Here is a 17,342-nt window from a genome sequence, read left to right on the forward strand (position 1 = left end):
ATTACTGGCCTTTCGAGACGAGGCGTTGATAGAGTTCTGCATAGGTCGCGCCGCTCCTGTTCCAGGAGACGTCGGATTTCATGCCCTGCTTCTGTATCTGCGACCAGAGACGCTGGTCACTGTAAAGGCGCAGCGTACGGCGGATGGCGCGGCGAAACGCGTCGGCCCTGACGGGTGCGAACTGGACGCCGGTTGCCACGCCCGCTGCAAGCGCTGCTTCATTGGCGTCGATGATGGTATCAGCAAGGCCGCCGGTGCGAGCGACGAGCGGAACGCAGCCGTATCGCAGGGCGTAAAGCTGGGTCAGGCCGCAGGGCTCGAAGCGCGAGGGCACGAGGATCACGTCCGATCCCGCCTGCATGACATGCGAGAGGCCTTCGTCATAGCCGAGCACCATGCCCACGCGGCCACGGTGGTGGGCGGCTGCACTTTGCAGCGCTGCCTCGATGCCGCTTTCGCCGGAGCCGAGGATGGCAAGCCTGCCACCGGCATTGACGATTTCATCGATGACCTCCGGCAGAAGATCGAGACCCTTTTGCCAGGTGAGGCGTGAGATGACGCAGAAGATCGGGCCGTCATCGCCATCGAAGGCGAAACGTTCGACCATGGCCGCCCGGTTGCCGGCCCGCTTCTTCAGCGCCGTACCGGAGTAGTGGCTGGTGAGCAGCGGATCGGAGGCCGGGTTCCAGACATCGGCGTCGATGCCATTGACGATGCCGTAGAGATCGGCAGCACGGCTGGCAATCACGCCATCGAGACCCATGCCGAATTCCGGCGTCAGGATCTCCTCGGCATAGGAGGGGCTGACGGTCGACAGCGCGTGGGCGGTGATCAGGCCGCTCTTCAGATAGCTGATCGTGCCGTAATATTCGAGAGCCTCATGCCAGGCATGGCCGGGAAGTCCGAGATAGGGGAAAAGCGTGGGGCCGAACTGACCCTGGAAGGCGATGTTGTGGATGGTGATGAGGCTCGGGATTTCCGGCGCTTCGGCATACCGCATGTAGACCGGGACCAGGGCTGCCTGCCAGTCATGGACATGCACCAGGTTCGGCTTGAAGCCGGGCAATACGCCCGCCGCGATCTCCGCACCAACCTTGGAGAGAACGGCGAAGCGCTTCCAGTTGTCGGGGTAGTCCCGTCCCTGCGTATCGAGGTAGGGACCGCCCGACCGCTCGTAGAGCTGCGGGCAGTCGAGGATCAGGAGGTCGAGATCTTCGTGCCTGACTTCAAGCAGGGTTGCCCGTTCGTCGAGGACATTGTCGAACTCGTGGACCTTCTTCGGCTTCTTCACCGCCTTCATCACGGCCGGATAGCCGGGGATGAGGGTCTTCGTTTCGACGCCATGGGCGGCGAGCGCGATGGGAAGCGCGCCCGCGACGTCGGCGAGGCCTCCGGTCTTGATCAGCGGATAGAGTTCGGAGGCGACCGAAAGGACCTTCATCGGATTGGCTAACCCAGTTTGTCGATCATCGACTGTGTGATGAGGCAGATCCCGTTTTCACTGCGGCGGAAGCGCTTGGCATCCATTTCCGGATCCTCGCCCACGATCAGCCCCTCCGGGATCACCACGCCATGGTCTATCACGACATTTGTGAGGCGCGCATGACGGCCGATCTGCACCTTCGGCAGGACCACGGCGCCCTCGAGGCGAGAATAGGAATTGGCACGCACGCCGGTGAACAGCAGGCTCTTGTAGAGGGCCGAACCGGAGATGATGCAGTCGCCCGAAACCAGAGAGGAAATGGCCGAGCCGCGGCGGCCTTCGTCATCATGGACGAACTTGGCGGGCGGGGTGATCTCGGAATAGGTCCAGATCGGCCAGGATTTGTCGTAGAGATCGAGCTCCGGAACGATGTCCGTCAGGTCGATATTGGCCTGCCAGTAGGCGTCGATCGTGCCGACGTCGCGCCAGTAGGGCTCCCGCTCGAAGTCGGAGCGGACGCAGGACTGGGCAAAGCGGTGGGCGACGGCTTTGCCGTTTTTCACCACATAGGGGATGATGTCCTTGCCGAAGTCGCGGCTCGAATCCGGATCGGCCGCATCGCGACGCAGAAGTTCCATCAGGTACTTCGTCTGGAAGACGTAGATGCCCATGGAGGCGAGCGCGTAATCTTCATTGCCCGGAATGCCCGGCGGGTCGGCCGGCTTTTCGACGAAGTCGATGATCCGGTCGGTGGCATCGACATGCATCACGCCGAAGCCGGTTGCTTCCATGCGCGGCACCTCAAGGCAGCCGATCGTGACATCGGCGCCCGAGTTGACGTGCTGTTGCAGCATCAGCTCGTAGTCCATCTTGTAGATGTGGTCGCCGGCCAGGATGACCATGTATTCCGGCGCGTAGGATTCGATGATGTCGGCGTTCTGGAACACGGCGTCGGCGGTGCCTTCGTACCATTGGGTCTCGGAGACACGCTGGGACGCCGGCAGGATATCGAAGCTCTCGTTGCGCTCGGGGCGGAAGAAGTTCCAGCCGAGCTGCAGGTGGCGGATCAGCGAGTGGGCCTTGTACTGCGTGGCGACGCCAATACGACGGATACCGGAGTTCAGGGCATTGGAAAGGGCAAAGTCGATGATGCGGGCCTTGCCGCCAAAGTAGACGGCCGGCTTGGCACGCCGGTCCGTCAACTCCTTCAGGCGACTGCCGCGCCCGCCGGCCAGAACATAGGCCATGGCATCACGCGACAGGCTCCGTGCCGTTTTCTCGGTCATTCTCTTTCCTCCCCTTATTGTTCCAATTCCAGCATGATCACGGCCAGCGGCGGCAGGGTCAAACCGGCCCTTGCCCATCCGCTGCCCGTGGCATGCGCCTCCACGCGGCCACCATTGCCCTTGCCGCTACCACCATAGATTTCGGCATCCGTATTCAGTATCTCACGCCAACGTCCCGCCGCAGGCAAGCTCAATTCGTATCTTTCGTGGTACGCCGGTGTGAGGTTGCAGACGACGGCAATCGGCTTCTCCCCCGGTGCCTTGCGCAGCCAGGCCAGAACAGAATTGTCCTGGTCGTCCGCATTGATCCACTCGAAACCCTCGCCCTCGCAATCGCGCGCGTGCAGCGCGGGCTTGGAGCGGTAGGTGAAATTCAGGTCGCGGACCAGCCGGCGCACGCCTTCATGCGGGGCGTAGTCGAGCAGGTTCCAGTCGAGCGAACGGGCTTCCGACCATTCACTCCACTGGGCGAATTCCTGGCCCATAAACAGAAGTTTCTTGCCGGGGTGGCCCCACATGTAGCCGTAATAGGCGCGAAGGTTGGCGAATTTCTGCCAGTCGTCGCCCGGCATCTTGGCGATCATCGAGCCCTTGCCATGCACCACTTCGTCGTGGCTGATCGGCAGAACGAAGTTTTCCGAGAAGGCGTAGAGCAGGCCGAAGGTCAGCTCCTGATGATGATATTTCCGGTAAATCGGATCGCGGGCGAAGTAGCTCAGCGTGTCATGCATGAAGCCCATGTTCCACTTGAAGCCGAAGCCGAGGCCGCCTTCGTGGACAGGCTGGGAGACCTTGGGCCAGGAGGTGCTCTCCTCGGCAATCGTCATGATGCCCGGGTGGCTTCCATAGACATGGTGGTTCATCTGCTGGAGGAAGCGCACCGCCTCCAGGTTCTCGCGCCCACCATACTCATTTGGGATCCACTCCCCTTCCTTGCGGGAGTAATCGAGGTACAGCATGGAGGCGACAGCATCGACCCGCAGACCGTCGAGATGGAATTTCTCGGCCCAGTATAGGGCATTGTTGATGAGATATGAGAGGACTTCCTGGCGGCCGAAATTATAGATCGCCGTGTTCCAGTCGGGATGGAAGCCCTGGCGCGGGTCGGCATGTTCGTACAGCGCCGTGCCGTCGAAGTTGCGAAGCCCATGCGCGTCTGTCGGGAAGTGCGCGGGCACCCAGTCGAGGATGACGCCGAGGCCGACCTTGTGGCAGCCGTTGACGAAGCGGGCAAAACCCTCCGGCTCGCCGAAGCGGGCGCTTGGAGCGTAAAGCCCCGTCGTCTGATAGCCCCAGGAGGGATCATAGGGGTGCTCGGTGACCGGCAGGAACTCGATGTGGGTGAAGCCCATATCGACGCAGTAGGGGATGAGCCTTGCGGCCATCTCGTCCCAGGACAGCATGGAGCCGTCGTCGCGGCGCTGCCACGAACCGGCATGTACCTCGTAGATCGATATCGGCTGTCGGCGCTGGTCGATGCTGGCCCAGTGCTTCCGGTGCGCCTCGTCTTCCCAGAGCTGTTCAAGCTCCGGGGTGGTCATGGATGCGTTTTTCGGCCGCATCTCGGCGCGGCGGGCATAGGGGTCTGCCTTCAGCGGCTGAAGTTCGCCATGCGGCCCCACGATCTCGAACTTGTAGGTCGCGCCGGCTCGAACATCCGGGGCAAAGATTTCCCAGATGCCGGTGTCGCGACGCAGCCGCATGACATGCCGACGACCGTCCCAGTCGTTGAAGTCGCCGACGACGGAAACGCGCCGCGCATTCGGCGCCCAGACGGCGAAGTGGAAGCCGTCGACGCCCTGATGCTTGATCGGGTGGGCGCCCATCTTGTCGAAGAGGCGCAGGTGCGAGCCTTCGCGGATGAAATAATCATCCATCGGCCCAAGGATTGGCCAGAAGCTGTAAGGGTCGGTCACTGTCCATTCGGCGTCACCTCGGGTGGCGCGGTAGCGCACCGGCAGAACGCCGTCGAGCTTGACCGAGCCAGAAAAAAAGCCAGCCTCGTTGTGGCGAGCCAGCTGGCCGACCTCTTCGCCCGCCAGATTGTAGGCGACGACGGTCTCAGCGCCTGGAATGAAACATCTTGCAACATAGCCCTTGCCCGCCTGGTGCACACCAAGAAAGGCAAAGGGATCACCATGGGTCCCGTGGATGATTGCTTCGATTTCTGCTGCCGACGGTGTGTCCGGCTTCGCTTCGTCACCGCTCCTCTTCGGTGATTTTGCCATCAAGCTCTCCAGATGTCCGCGTTATACTGCCTGATGGTTCGGTCGGAAGAGAACCAGCCCATGCGCGCGGTGTTGCGGATCGTTTTCGAGTACCAGCCAGAGGTATCGGTCCAGATCTCGTCGACCTGACGCTGGGCCTTCGCATAAGCATCGAAGTCGGCGGCCACCATGAACCAGTCATGCTGGTAGATGCCCTGCATCAGGCCGGCATAGCGATCGCGATCGTCAGGCGAGAAGACGCCAGAGGCGATCGCCGCGAGGGCCTGCTGCAATTCGCGCGAGGCGTCGATGGCTGCACGGGGATTGTGCCCATCGGCGCGTACCCGGCCAACCTCGTCGGCTGTCATTCCAAAAATCACTATGTTCTCCTCGCCCACATGATCGCGCATTTCGACATTGGCGCCGTCGAGCGTTCCAATGGTCAATGCACCGTTCAACGCGAACTTCATGTTCCCGGTTCCGGATGCTTCCATGCCGGCGGTGGAAATCTGCTCGGAGAGGTCCGCAGCCGGCACCATCACTTCGGCCAGCGAGACGTTGTAATTCGGGACGAAAACGACCTTCAGCAGGCCGCGCACCGAAGGATCCGTATTGATCACGCGGGCGACGTCGTTTGCCAGTTTGATGATCAGCTTGGCATTGTGGTAGCTCGGAGCCGCCTTGCCGGCAAACAGCTTGACGCGCGGCACCCAGTCACGCTCGGGATGCGAGCGGATCTGGTCGAACAGCGCGACCGTCTCGATGATGTTCAGAAGCTGGCGCTTGTATTCATGAATGCGCTTGATCTGGATGTCGAACATCGCATGCGGATCGAGCTTGATGCCCATGCGGCTGGCAACGAGGCTTGCGAGCTTCTGCTTGTTGGAGAACTTCACGGCCGCGAATTTCTGCTGGAAGGCAGCATCGTCTGCAAAGGCGTCCAGGCCCTTGAGCTTGGTGGCATCGTCCAGGAATTCCGGGCCAATCGCTTCCTTGATCAGGTCGGTCAGATCGGGATTGCACTGCATCAGCCAGCGGCGTGGGGTAATGCCGTTGGTCTTGTTGTTGATGCGCGTCGGGTAGAGCTTGTGGAGATCGGCAAAGACCGTCTCCTTCATCAGCTCGGTGTGCAGGGCCGAGACGCCGTTGATCGAATGCGAGCCCATGAAGGCGAGATTGCCCATGCGGACGCGGCGGTCGCCGCTTTCGTCGATCAGCGAGATCTGGCGGATCTCGTGGTCGTTGAAGCCTCTGACCTTGCGGGCGTCGAGCAGCACCTTGGCGTTGATCGCATAGACGAGCTGCATGTGGCGCGGCAGCAGACGTTCAAAGAGCGGAACGGGCCAGCTCTCGAGCGCTTCCGGCAGCAGCGTGTGGTTGGTGTAGGAGAAGGTGTTACGGGTGATTTCCCAGGCCTCGTCGAGGGCAACGCCATGCACGTCGACCAGGAGGCGCATCAGTTCGGCGACCGAGACGGCCGGATGGGTGTCGTTCAGCTGGATAGCGACCTTTGCCGGCAGTTCGGCCAGCGTGTTGCCCTGCTGCAGGTGGCGGCGGACGATGTCCTGCAGCGAGGCAGAACAGAAGAAGAATTCCTGGCGCAGGCGCAGTTCCTGTCCGGCGGGCGTGGCATCGGCCGGATAGAGGACGCGGGTCAGCGATTCCGCCTTGTTGCTCTCGCGCAGCGCGCCGATGTGGTCGCCGGCGTTGAAGGCATCGAGCAGGATCGGGTCGATCGGCTGGGCAGACCAGAGGCGCAGCGTGTTGACTCGTTCGCCGCGCCAGCCGACCGCCGGGGTGTCATAAGCGGTCGCAATGACGCGCTCGCCCTGTTTCCAGACGTAACGCGGTTCGCCATCGGGGCCGTCGACGGTCTCGACCGTGCCGCCGAAGCCGACTTCGTAGGAGCTTTCGCGGCGCTCGAATTCCCAGGGGTTGCCGTGGGCGAGCCAGCTTTCCGGCAGTTCGACCTGCCAGCCGTCCGCCATCTGCTGGCGGAAGAGGCCGTGGACGTAGCGGATGCCGTAGCCATAGGCCGGGATGTTGACGGTCGCCATGCTTTCCATGAAGCAGGCGGCCAGACGACCGAGGCCGCCATTGCCCAGCGCTGCGTCAGGTTCGAGACCGGCAATGACGTCGAACTCGACCGAGAGCGAGGAAAGGGCCTGGCGAATGTCGTCGATCAGGCCGAGATTCGACATGGCATCGCGCAGCAGGCGGCCGATCAGGAACTCGAGCGACAGATAGTAGACCCGCTTGCCGTTGTTCATGTAGGTGGTGCGCGTCGATTCCATCCATTTGTCGATGATGCGGTCTCGCACCACGAGGATGGTTGCCGTCAGCCAATCGTGCGGTGTCGCGACCTTCGCGTCCTTGCCGATGCTGTAAGTCAGCTTCTCCATGATCTCGGCGGCCAAGGATTCCGGATCGGAAACTTCGCGCTTGGGAAGGGGAAGGTCGACTTTGTGGGGAGTCTTGATCATCGGTGCGCCTGGCGTTGAACGTTCATCCGGGCAGCTCCGAAGCGTTTGCCGGCGCCGGCCCCTCTGATGCCAGTTTACGCATCGAAATGAAACAGTTGCAACAGGCGGGACGCCTGGCGGACAAATTAGTTTTAGCCGGTGGTGGCGGGCACAACTCCTTGTTATTTTTGTTTTATCTTGGATATCCTAAAATTCGACTGGGCCGCAGTGGCAATCACTGCGGCCCAATCGGCATTCAAAACTAAATCGATTTGATCGGATCAGTTGGTGAGGCGCGTCGCTGCGTCTACAGCCTTGTCACCAATTTCCTTGAACGCTGCCACGAGTTGCGCTGCATCCTGGGCATCGTAATAGTTGGAGGGTCCCGAGGCGCAGGCCTTCAACAGCCCCTGTCCCTTCGTCGGCGCCATGAAGGCCACGGTGAAGATCTCGATTCCGTCTTTCTTGGCGGCGGCGCATGTCGCCAGCGTATCCACGTCCGCTTCGGCATAATTGTTATCGCCGTCGGTCATGAAAACGATGAACTTGCTTGGTTTCTGACCGTTCTTGTTCTTGTGCGCGGTATCTTCCGTCGCCTTGCTGATGTCTTCGTAGGCGCGGTCCATGGCGTCCGACGAGTCCGTCCCGCCATCCGCGACAAGGGCCTGGACATAACTCAGCGTATGGGCCGTGCCCCATTCAAGTGCAACCGGGTCATACATCCTGGCTTCGTAAGAAACGGCTCCGGTCCGGACATAACGTTTTTCCGGATCCGCAGTGTTGAGCTGTGTCGTGAGGCTCGCGACCGCCAGTTTCAGTGCGTCGATCTTGATGACGTAGTTGTCTGCCTGATAACTGCAGGTTCTCGGTCTCCACGATGACCCACAATTATAGTAAACCGTCTTCTTCGGTTGTGCCTCATTGATCGTGTCCGTATCCCAAGACATGGAGCCCGATCGGTCGAGCACGAGATACATCGACATCGCGTTCTTGCTCTCGGTCGTCGCCCGTGCTGTCGCCGAGACCCCGATCGTGAATGTCTTCCAGCCGAGGAGCGCGGTCATGCCGTTCGTCGGCAGGGTGAAATCGGTCTTGATCGTGACGTCGTAGGTATTGCCGGATGTGCTGCTGTTGCGTGTGACCGTGCCGATCGCATTGTCCAGGGGGTCCTGGGTCTTTGTTTCACCGGGAACCGTTTCGCTTCCTTTGGCGCCGGGGACGACATTGTAGAACTGCGCCTTCATGAACTTGCGGGCCATTTCCAGCGCCTGGGTATCCGACATGTTCTTGTTCTTCGCCAGAGCGTTGGCGGCGGAAAGAACAGCCGAGTCGGCCGAGTCCTGAAGTGCGTTGCGCACCTGCACCATCTGATTGAAGTCCAAGGCAACGCCCGCCGTCGCCGCCGTGACCGGCAGGATGATGGCTGTGGCTATGCCGAAATTTCCGGCGCGGTCGCGCCACAGGCGTCCGAAGAGGGATTTGCTGCGGCTGTCAGTGGTTGTCATCATGTCCATCCAAAAATCAGCATTTGGATGGTCTTAAACCAGAAAGAATTTCATCCGCTTTAAGTCAGTCGGTAAAATTTGCACTAATGCTCATTATTGCCGGACGGGGATGACATCGACAGCTTGCGCAGTCTGGTGGGAGCCATAGCTTTTGAGCACGCCGATCACCGGAGCGACGTCCGCGTAGTCACGTCCGTATCCCACCACAATGTGGTCCGTGCCGGCGATGATGTCGTTGGTCGGGTCGAGTTCCACCCAGCCGGTGAGCTTGCCGCACCAGACCCGCACCCAGGCATGCATGGCGTCTGCGCCTTCGAGACGTTCCTTTCCCGGAGGCGGAATGGTGCGCAGAAAGCCGCTGACATAGCCGGCGGGAATGCCGAGGCTGCGCAGCGCCACGATCATCACGTGGCTGAAGTCCTGGCAGACGCCGCGCTTCTTTTCGAAGGCCTCGGCCGGCGTCGTATCGACCGTCGTTGCCTCCGCGTCGTATTTGAAGTCCTTGTAAATGCGGCCGCACAACGTCTCGGCGATCTGGCGCACTGTCATGCTGGGCTTCAGCATGTCGCGAATGTAGGTCGCGATCGCCTTGTCCTTCGGTAGCCGCGGGCTCGTGCCCAGAAAATGATGCGGCGATTCCGCATCAAGCGACCAGGTCTCAGCGATCTCGTGGGGCAGGCGATCGAGAAGCGGCGAAAAGTCTGCCGCCAAGGGCTGCGCCTGCACCATGACGCGGGCCTGCATGCGGATGTCGAGCTTTTCGTGCGGACTGCGCAGGATCGCATGGCTGGTCGGGTGGCGAAAGAAGTCGGTAAACGTGGAGATCTCGTCCGGCTCCGGTGTCACGGTAATCGCGCCAGCGACCAACCGCTGGCGGTCGGGCAGGGAGAGCGGCAGCAGTCGCAGCATATGATGGGCGCCGGACGCCGGGACCTCGTAGCGATAGCCGATATGGAGCGAGAGGTCATAGAGCATCGCGTCAGCTCAAATAGGATTGGGCGAGGATATCGGAGAGCTTCTCCAGTTCCCGTTCCAGATTGGTGTAGACCTCGGCCGACATCGTCTCCGGCGTCATCACGGCAAGGCCGGAATGCAGGCGCATGGCCTCGCGGAAGAGGCTCGACATCTGGCCATTGACCATGGCGTTCGGCAGTTGCTCGACCTCGATGCGGATCTCGTTCAGCTGGAAGAGGATCGAGCGCGGGTTGAGCGGATCGAGCGCCAAGAGGTCTGTGACCGTCAGCCGTGCCGTCGAGACGTTGTAGCGACGACGGTGGGTCATGACGTTGTCGCCGATTTCGAGCAGCATATCGAGCGAACCATCAGGTGCATCCGGACCTGTCATATGGCCGAGCAGGCGGGTCATGTGCAGACCGCGTTCCAGAAGGCGGCCGATGGTCAGGAAGCGCCAGCCGGTGAAGCGGTACATGTTTTCATGCACCAGACCTGCGAAACCTGCGAGCTTGCGCAGGAGGATGGTCATGGCATGGGCCGCATCGTCGCCCGGCTTGACCTTCTCGTGGAAACGCTTGGCCGTCTTCGACAGGTCGTTCAGCGCCAGCCAGCCGTCCGGCGAAAATCGGTCGCGGATGTTGCTCGCCGAATAGACGGCGCTGTCGATATTGCGCAGCAGGCTTTCGGGCACGCCCGACTGGGTGTCCACATCGATGTTCGAGAGGTATTCCGTGACGAAGGCGAGCAGCGGCTGATCGGGATTGGCGCTTTCGGCATAACGGGCATGCCAAGCGCGCAGAATGCGCAAAACGCCTTCGGCGCGCTCGATGTAGCGACCGAGCCAGAAGAGGTTGTCGGCCGCACGGCTCGGCAGGCTGCCGGGCATGTTGCGGGTAAAGGTCTCCTCGGCCGGCAGCAACGAAGTGCGGTCCACCGGCTTGTCGGAGACGATCCAGACGTCGGCGGCACTCCCGCCGGACTGCATGGCGATTGCCGAGACGTCCGAGCCACTGCCGATCCGGGCGAAGCCGCCGGGCATGATCTGCCAGCCGTCTTTCGTGCGGGCAGCAAAGACGCGCAGCGACATCGGGCGCGGTGTCAGCTTGCCGTCGACCATGGCAGGCGTCGTCGAAAGCGTCACGACTTCCTGGCCAACGAGATTGCCGGCTTCCGACTCCAGCCATTCGGCAGTGGTTCTGCCCTGCGGGTCCTTGTAGCGCGAGCCCATGACAGAGCGCCCGCCGTCATCGAAGAAGGGCAGGCGGGAGAAGGCGGAGCCGATGACCATGCGGTCGAGATGGGCTGCCACATGGTCGCGCTCGGCCTTCTGGCCGCACCACCAGGTGGCGATCGATGGCAGCTTCAGTTCCTCGCCCAGCAGATGGCGCGAGAGGGTCGGCATGAAGGCGAGCAGCGCGCGGGTTTCTAGAATGCCGGAGCCCAGCGCATTGACGAAGGTGACGGCGCCATTGCGCAGCGCCTGCACCATTCCGGGCGTGCCGATATAGGAGTTCTGGTCGAGTTCGAGCGGGTCGGCGAAGGCGGCATCCAGTCGGCGCCAGAGTACGCTGACGGGCTTCAGGCCGGCCACGGTGCGGACCATGACCTTGCCGTTGACAATGGTCAGGTCTTCGCCCTCCAGCAGCATGATGCCGAGATAGCGGGCGATATAGGCGTGTTCGAAATAGGTTTCGTTGGCGGGACCCGGCGAGAGAACGGCAATGCGCTCATCGGTGCTGCGGGTCCGCGCCTGCAGCGCCTTGCGGAAGGCGCCGAAGAAAGAGGCGAGCCGGTGGGTATAAGTCTCCGCATAGATATCGGAGAAGGCGCGCGCGGTCGCAACGCGGTTTTCCAGGGCAAAGCCGGCACCCGAGGGCGCCTGGGTGCGGTCGGCCAGAACCCACCAATTGCCGTCGGGGCCACGCCCGATTTCGAAGGAACAGAAATGCAGGTAGTGACCGCCGGCCGGCTTGATACCGACGAGCGGGCGGAGGAATTCGGGATTCGAGGCGATCAGCTGCGGAGGAAGGAAGCCTTCCTGTACCAGCCGGTTTTCGGAATATATGTCGGCAACCACGGCCTCGAGAAGATTGGCACGCTGCACGAGGCCATCCGCCAAGACCTGCCATTCGGCTTCCGAGATCATCACCGGAATATGCGAGAAGGGCCAGGCACGCTCGCTCGATCCGCCGGAACCATAGGCGCGGTAGAAGACGCCGGCATCGCGCAGATAACGATCGGCACGGGCAAAGCGCTCGTGCAAATCCTCTTCCGGCATGGTGTCGATCGCCGAGACAAGGGCCTGCCAGACCGGCCGGACATTGCCCTTGTTGTCGATCATCTCGTCGGCAGCACCCGGCAACGCGCGATAGCCGGCCGTGCGGGCCTCGCTCTTCGGCGCGTCTGGCGGGGAAAGCTCCGCTGCCGTCTTCTGTGCCATCAATCAGATACCTTGCGGTCGTCTCAGGTCCAAAGTGTGCGGGAATTCCGGCGACACGGTCTCGGGCCAAAGGGGATAGGAGCCGGCTGTATGGCCCCATGGCTCGAAACGTGCAAGCCGACGGGCTTCCGCTTCATTCCCATTCACAGGGAAAGTATCGTAATTCCGGCCGCCGGGATGGGCGACGTGGTAGACGCAGCCACCGATCGATCGGCCAGACCATGTATCATAGATATCGAATGTTAGCGGTGTATTGACGGGCAGGACCGGATGCAGGCCCGATGCCGGCTGCCAGGCCTTGTAGCGAACACCAGCGACGGCAACGCCGTTCACGTCCGTCTTCCGCAGCGGCACGGCGCGACCGTTGCAGGCGACGGTGTAGCGATCGGGATTGGCGGTTTCGAGCTTTACCTGCAGGCGCTCGACCGACGAGTCCACGTAGCGCACGGTCCCGCCGATCGCGCCCTGTTCGCCCATGACATGCCAGGGCTCCAGTGCGCCGCGCAGTTCGAGCCTGGACGCCTCGTATTCGACCTCGCCAAAGAAGGGGAAGCGGAATTCGAGCTGGGCCGCGAACCATTCCCGTTTGAAGTCGAAACCGTTCTGGCGAAGATCCGCCAGCACTTCGAGAAAGTCCTGCCAGATGTAATGCGGCAGCATGAAACGGTCATGCAGGCTCGTGCCCCAGCGGACGAACGAGCCGCCGATCGGGTTCTTCCAGAAACGGGCAATCAGCGCACGGATCAGGAGCTGCTGGGCGAGCGACATGCGGGCATTTGGCGGCATTTCGAAGCCGCGGAATTCGATGAGGCCAAGCCGGCCTGTCGGCCCGTCGGGCGAGAAGAGCTTGTCGATGCAGATTTCTGAGCGGTGGGTGTTGCCGGTCACGTCGACCAGCAGGTTGCGAAACAGGCGATCGACCAGCCAGGGCAGCGGCGGCAGCTGGCCCTGGTTCGGCAGGGGGATCTGGGCGAGCGCGATTTCGAGTTCGTAAAGCGAATCGTGGCGCGCTTCGTCGATGCGCGGTGCCTGGCTGGTCGGGCCGATGAACAGGCCGGAGAAGAGGTAGGAGAGCGAGGGGTGGCGTTGCCAGTGCAGGACCAGGCTCTTCAGGAGATCCGGACGACGCAGGAAGGGGCTGTCGTTCGGGGTCGCGCCGCCGACGACGACATGGTTGCCGCCGCCTGTGCCGCAATGACGGCCGTCGATCATGAACTTGTCGGCGCCGAGCCGGCAAAGGCGCGCTTCCTCATAGATCGCGGTGGTGGTGGCGACGCAATCCTCCCAGTCATAGGCGGGGTGGATGTTGACCTCGATGACGCCCGGATCGGGCGCGACGCGGATGACATTCAGCCGCTCGTCGTGGGGCGGTGTGTAGCCTTCGATATGGACCGGCAGGTTGAGCGCGGCTGCTGCGCGTTCGGCAGAAGCGATCAGGTCGAGATAGTCCTCAAGCGCTGCTGTCGGCGGCATGAAGATGCAGAGCCGGCCGTCGCGGACTTCCACCGAGATGGCCGTGCGGACGCGTCCGCCAATTTCCTCATAGGACTGACCGAGCAGCTGCTGCTGGGCGATGTCGGCCTGGAAGGAATGCTCGGGCATGACCCGGCCCTTCTCCGAGGTAAAGTCCGGCAGCGGCGGCTTCTCGACGGTCGGATCGACCGGGTTGATATAGGGATACCAGGACGGGGCGATATAGGGCAGGGCGTTCAGCGGCAGACGGAAGCCGACCGGGCTGTCGCCGGGGATCAGGTAAAGTCGGCCACGGCGTGTGCTCCAGCGCTCCGACACCCAGGTGCGGCCCGAAACACGCGACTGCCAGGCCTGGACGGGCAGAACATAGCCCGCCGGCGTGGTCAGGCCATTGGAGAAGACCTTGGCAATGCGGTTGCGCTCCTCCGGATCCTTGAGCTTCGAGTTCGAGGGGTCGACATTTTCCGGAAGGTTCGCTTCCTTGACGATCCATTCAGCCGGGTCTTCATAGGCCGGCATGACGTTGTCGGTGGCAATGTCGAGTTCGACGGCGATCGCCTGCAGCAGGCGGGCGGCATCCTCGTGGCCCACCTTGTGGTCGCGACTTTCCACCGCGATCAGATCCGGATTGTTCCAGACCGGCTTTCCGTCGCGCCGCCAGTAGAGCGAGAAGGTCCAGCGCGGCAGGCTTTCGCCCGGATACCACTTGCCCTGACCGTAATGCAGGAAGCCGCCGGGGGCGAAGCGCTCCCGCAGGCGACGGATCAACTGGTCGGCCTTGTCGCGTTTGGTCGGGCCGACGGCCGCCGTGTTCCACTCGTCGGACTGGAAGTCATCGATGGAGACGAAGGTCGGTTCGCCGCCCATGGTGAGCCTGATGTCGCGGGCCTGCAGTTCGGCATCGACCTGGTGACCGAGGCGGTTGAGCGCGTCCCAGCTGTCATCGGAAAAGGGCTTGGTGATGCGCGGATGTTCGGCAACGCGCTTCACCTGCATGTCGAAGGCAAACTCGGTCTTGGCCTCACCAAAATAGCCACCGGAGATCGGGGCGGCGTTGCGGTAGTGCGGGGTTGCGGCCAGCGGGATGTGGCTTTCGCCGGTCAGCAGGCCCGAGGTCGGATCGAGACCGATCCAGCCGGCACCGGGGATATAGACCTCGGCCCAGGCATGCAGATCGGTGAAATCGACCTCGGTGCCGGAGGGGCCGTCCAGTGCCTTCAGGTCCGGGGTGAGCTGGATCAGGTAACCGGAGACGAAGCGCGCGGCAAACCCGAGATGGCGGAGGATCTGGACGAGCAGCCAGCTCGAATCGCGGCAGGAGCCACGGGCCGAGGTCAGCGTCTCCTCGGGCGTCTGAACGCCCGGCTCCATGCGTATAACGTAACCGATTTCCTGCTGCAGGCGGGCATTCAGCCCGACGACCATATCGACCGTGCCCTGGCCGGGCGTCTTGTCGATCGTCTTGACAAAGGCGTCGAGAACCGGATCGGCGGGCTCCGGCGTCATGTAGATCTTCAGATCTTCGCTGATGTCGGCCGGATAGTCGAAGGGCCATTTGACCGCTTCTTCCTCGGTGAAGAAATCGAAGGGATTGTAGACCGTCATGTCGGCGACGAGATCAACCTCGATCTTGAACTCGGTTACCGGGTCGGGAAAGACGAAGCGGGCGAGATAGTTGCCGTAGGGATCCTGCTGCAGATTGACGAAATGGTTCTCGGGCGTGACCTTGAGCGAATGCGAGAGAACCTTGGTGCGGGAATGGGCAGCGGGCTTCAGCCGGATGATCTGGGGTCCGAGACGGACGGGCGTGTCGTATTTGTAGTGGGTGAGATGATAGATGCTTGCCTTGATCGACATTCGTTACCGCTTCGCTGTTCGCCCCTGCCGCTTTTTGCGGCTTGCTTCGATCTTGTGCAATGCAGCGCCATAAAGCAAGCGGCCCGGAAGCTGGAAACCTCCGGGCCTTGGAACGTGCGGTGGATGAGACGCCTCAGCTGCGGCCGAATTCGTCGACGAGGCGGATGATGTCATCTTCGCCGAGATAGGAGCCTGTCTGCACCTCGATCACCTCAAGGCGGATCTTGCCGGGATTGGCCAGGCGATGGACGGAGCCCTGCGGGATATAGATCGACTGGTTCTCGTGCAGCACGGTGACCTTGTCGTCGATCGTGACTTCTGCCGTGCCCTTGACGCAAACCCAATGTTCGGCGCGGTGGTGGTGCTTCTGCAGCGAGAGCTTCTTTTCCGGATGAACGAAGAGACGCTTCACCTGGAAACGGTCGCCGTTGAGGATCGAGGTATAACCGCCCCAGGGGCGCAGCGCCGTCGGGTGGTTTTCGGTCAGATGCGCCGTGTCCTTGTTGGCGGCGAGCAGCTTGACGAGGTTGCCGACATCTTGGGCGCGGTCGAGGCGGCCGACATAGACGGCGTCTTCCGAGGCGACCACGGCCACACCTTCCATGCCCTGAACTGCAAGATGGGCATTGCGCGACATGACAAGCGAATTCTGGGTGTCGGAGACGGTGGCATTGCCGCTGACGACATTGCCGTTTTCATCGCCACCGGCAAGCTTCCAGATCGCATCCCAACTGCCGAGGTCGGACCAAGTGATGGGCGAGGGGACAACCGCTGCATTCGGCGTCTTTTCCATGACGGCGTAGTCGATGGAGATGCTGGGGCTTTTGCTAAAGCTCTCCGCATCGAGGCGGGTAAAGTCGAGATCGCCCTTGGCACTTTCGATCGACTGTTCGACGGCCGCCAGCACTTCGGGAGCGAGCGCCTGCAGTTCTGCGATCATCTGGCCGGCGGAGAAGACGAACATGCCGGAATTCCAGGCATAGTTGCCGCTCGCCAGCATCTTTTCCGCAACGTCGACATTCGGCTTTTCGACGAAGCGCGAGACCTGGTGCACGCCGTTGCCGAGATCGGCGCCGATTTCGATATAGCCATAGCCGGTCGCGGGTTCGGTGGGGGTGATGCCGAAGGTGACGATTTTGCCGTTCCGCGCCGCGTCGGCCGCCTTTTCCACACAGCTGCGATAGGTTTCGTCAACGGTGATCTCGTGGTCTGACGGCAGGATCTGGATCAGGGTTTCTTGGCCGTGGCGCTGGCTGACGATGACGGCAGCAGCAGCGACGGCGGCTGCCGTGTTGCGGGCTTCGGGCTCCAGAATGATGCCATCGAGCGTCACGCCGATCTCGCGGGCCTGTTCGGCGACGAGGAAGCGGAAGTCCTCATTGGTCACGATGACAGGGGCTTCATAGATCGCCTCGTCGGAGACGCGGGCAAGCGTCTTTTGCAGCAAGGTCTCTTCGCCGAGGAACCGGATGAACTGCTTCGCAGCGGCTGCGCGCGACAGTGGCCAAAGCCGCGTTCCCTTGCCGCCGGCCATGATGACCGGCACGATCTTGATGCTCATGTTTCTCTGCCTTTCGATGTCTTGCCGGGGCGTTTCCGTCCCGGCCGAAGTCGGTGCGACCGTGATGCCGCATGCGCTGTTGAACGCAGTTGCGGCGGTTTTGTTACATGTTTGGGCTAATGTTCCAAGCCCGTCGATGGAGGATGCCGGTCGAACATCGTGGATGTACTGGCG

10 protein-coding genes are annotated in these 17,342 nt (G+C 62.0%); 1 reads left to right on the forward strand and 9 read right to left on the reverse strand.

Features of this window, described 5'->3' with window-relative positions; all coding sequences use genetic code 11:
• Position 1 precedes the first annotated feature (1 nt).
• From glgA to H6M51_RS05155, 4 genes are read right to left on the reverse strand one after another with little or no spacing between them, the layout of a single operon-like run.
• Positions 2-1,441, reverse strand: a complete 1,440-nt coding sequence (gene glgA, locus H6M51_RS05140) for a glycogen synthase GlgA (RefSeq protein WP_185808808.1) — start codon at positions 1,439-1,441, stop codon at positions 2-4.
• Between the two features lie 8 nt (positions 1,442-1,449).
• Positions 1,450-2,709 carry a glucose-1-phosphate adenylyltransferase gene (glgC, locus tag H6M51_RS05145; RefSeq protein ID WP_185808809.1) on the reverse strand — a complete coding sequence of 420 codons (1,260 nt, stop codon included), beginning with the start codon at positions 2,707-2,709 and terminating at the stop codon, positions 1,450-1,452.
• A gap of 14 nt (positions 2,710-2,723) precedes the next feature.
• Entirely contained in the window at positions 2,724-4,937 is a 2,214-nt protein-coding gene (gene glgB, locus H6M51_RS05150) for a 1,4-alpha-glucan branching protein GlgB (protein WP_185808810.1), read from the reverse strand.
• Positions 4,937-7,399: a glycogen/starch/alpha-glucan phosphorylase gene (locus tag H6M51_RS05155; protein ID WP_185808811.1), complete on the reverse strand. Its 2,463-nt coding sequence runs from the start codon at positions 7,397-7,399 to the stop codon at positions 4,937-4,939. The genes glgB and H6M51_RS05155 overlap by 1 nt, the downstream gene beginning before the upstream one ends.
• A gap of 2 nt (positions 7,400-7,401) precedes the next feature.
• On the opposite strand from H6M51_RS05155, the gene H6M51_RS05160 reads away from it, so the two are divergent.
• Positions 7,402-7,644, forward strand: a complete 243-nt coding sequence (locus H6M51_RS05160; RefSeq protein ID WP_185808812.1) for a hypothetical protein — start codon at positions 7,402-7,404, stop codon at positions 7,642-7,644.
• A gap of 15 nt (positions 7,645-7,659) precedes the next feature.
• Here H6M51_RS05160 and H6M51_RS05165 read toward each other — a convergent pair whose 3' ends face one another.
• From H6M51_RS05165 to H6M51_RS05185, 5 genes are all read right to left on the reverse strand, one after another.
• On the reverse strand, positions 7,660-8,883 hold the full coding sequence (locus tag H6M51_RS05165; protein ID WP_185808813.1) for a TadE/TadG family type IV pilus assembly protein: 1,224 nt from the start codon (positions 8,881-8,883) through the stop codon (positions 7,660-7,662).
• 93 nt (positions 8,884-8,976) lie between these two features.
• Positions 8,977-9,858, reverse strand: a complete 882-nt coding sequence (locus H6M51_RS05170; RefSeq protein WP_185808814.1) for a transglutaminase family protein — start codon at positions 9,856-9,858, stop codon at positions 8,977-8,979.
• Positions 9,859-9,862: 4 nt separating this feature from the next.
• A complete protein-coding gene (locus H6M51_RS05175) occupies positions 9,863-12,277 on the reverse strand; it encodes a circularly permuted type 2 ATP-grasp protein (protein WP_185808815.1) in 2,415 nt (804 codons plus the stop codon).
• A 3-nt stretch (positions 12,278-12,280) separates the two neighbouring features.
• Complete coding sequence (locus tag H6M51_RS05180; RefSeq protein ID WP_185808816.1) at positions 12,281-15,607, reverse strand: DUF2126 domain-containing protein; 3,327 nt, start codon at positions 15,605-15,607, stop codon at positions 12,281-12,283.
• Positions 15,608-15,740: 133 nt separating this feature from the next.
• On the reverse strand, positions 15,741-17,168 hold the full coding sequence (locus H6M51_RS05185) for a mannose-1-phosphate guanylyltransferase/mannose-6-phosphate isomerase (protein ID WP_185808817.1): 1,428 nt from the start codon (positions 17,166-17,168) through the stop codon (positions 15,741-15,743).
• Between the last annotated feature and the right edge of the window lie 174 nt (positions 17,169-17,342).

Origin of the sequence: Rhizobium sp. AQ_MP (genome assembly GCF_014237835.1) — a bacterium.
Taxonomy (GTDB): Bacteria; Pseudomonadota; Alphaproteobacteria; order Rhizobiales; family Rhizobiaceae; genus Allorhizobium.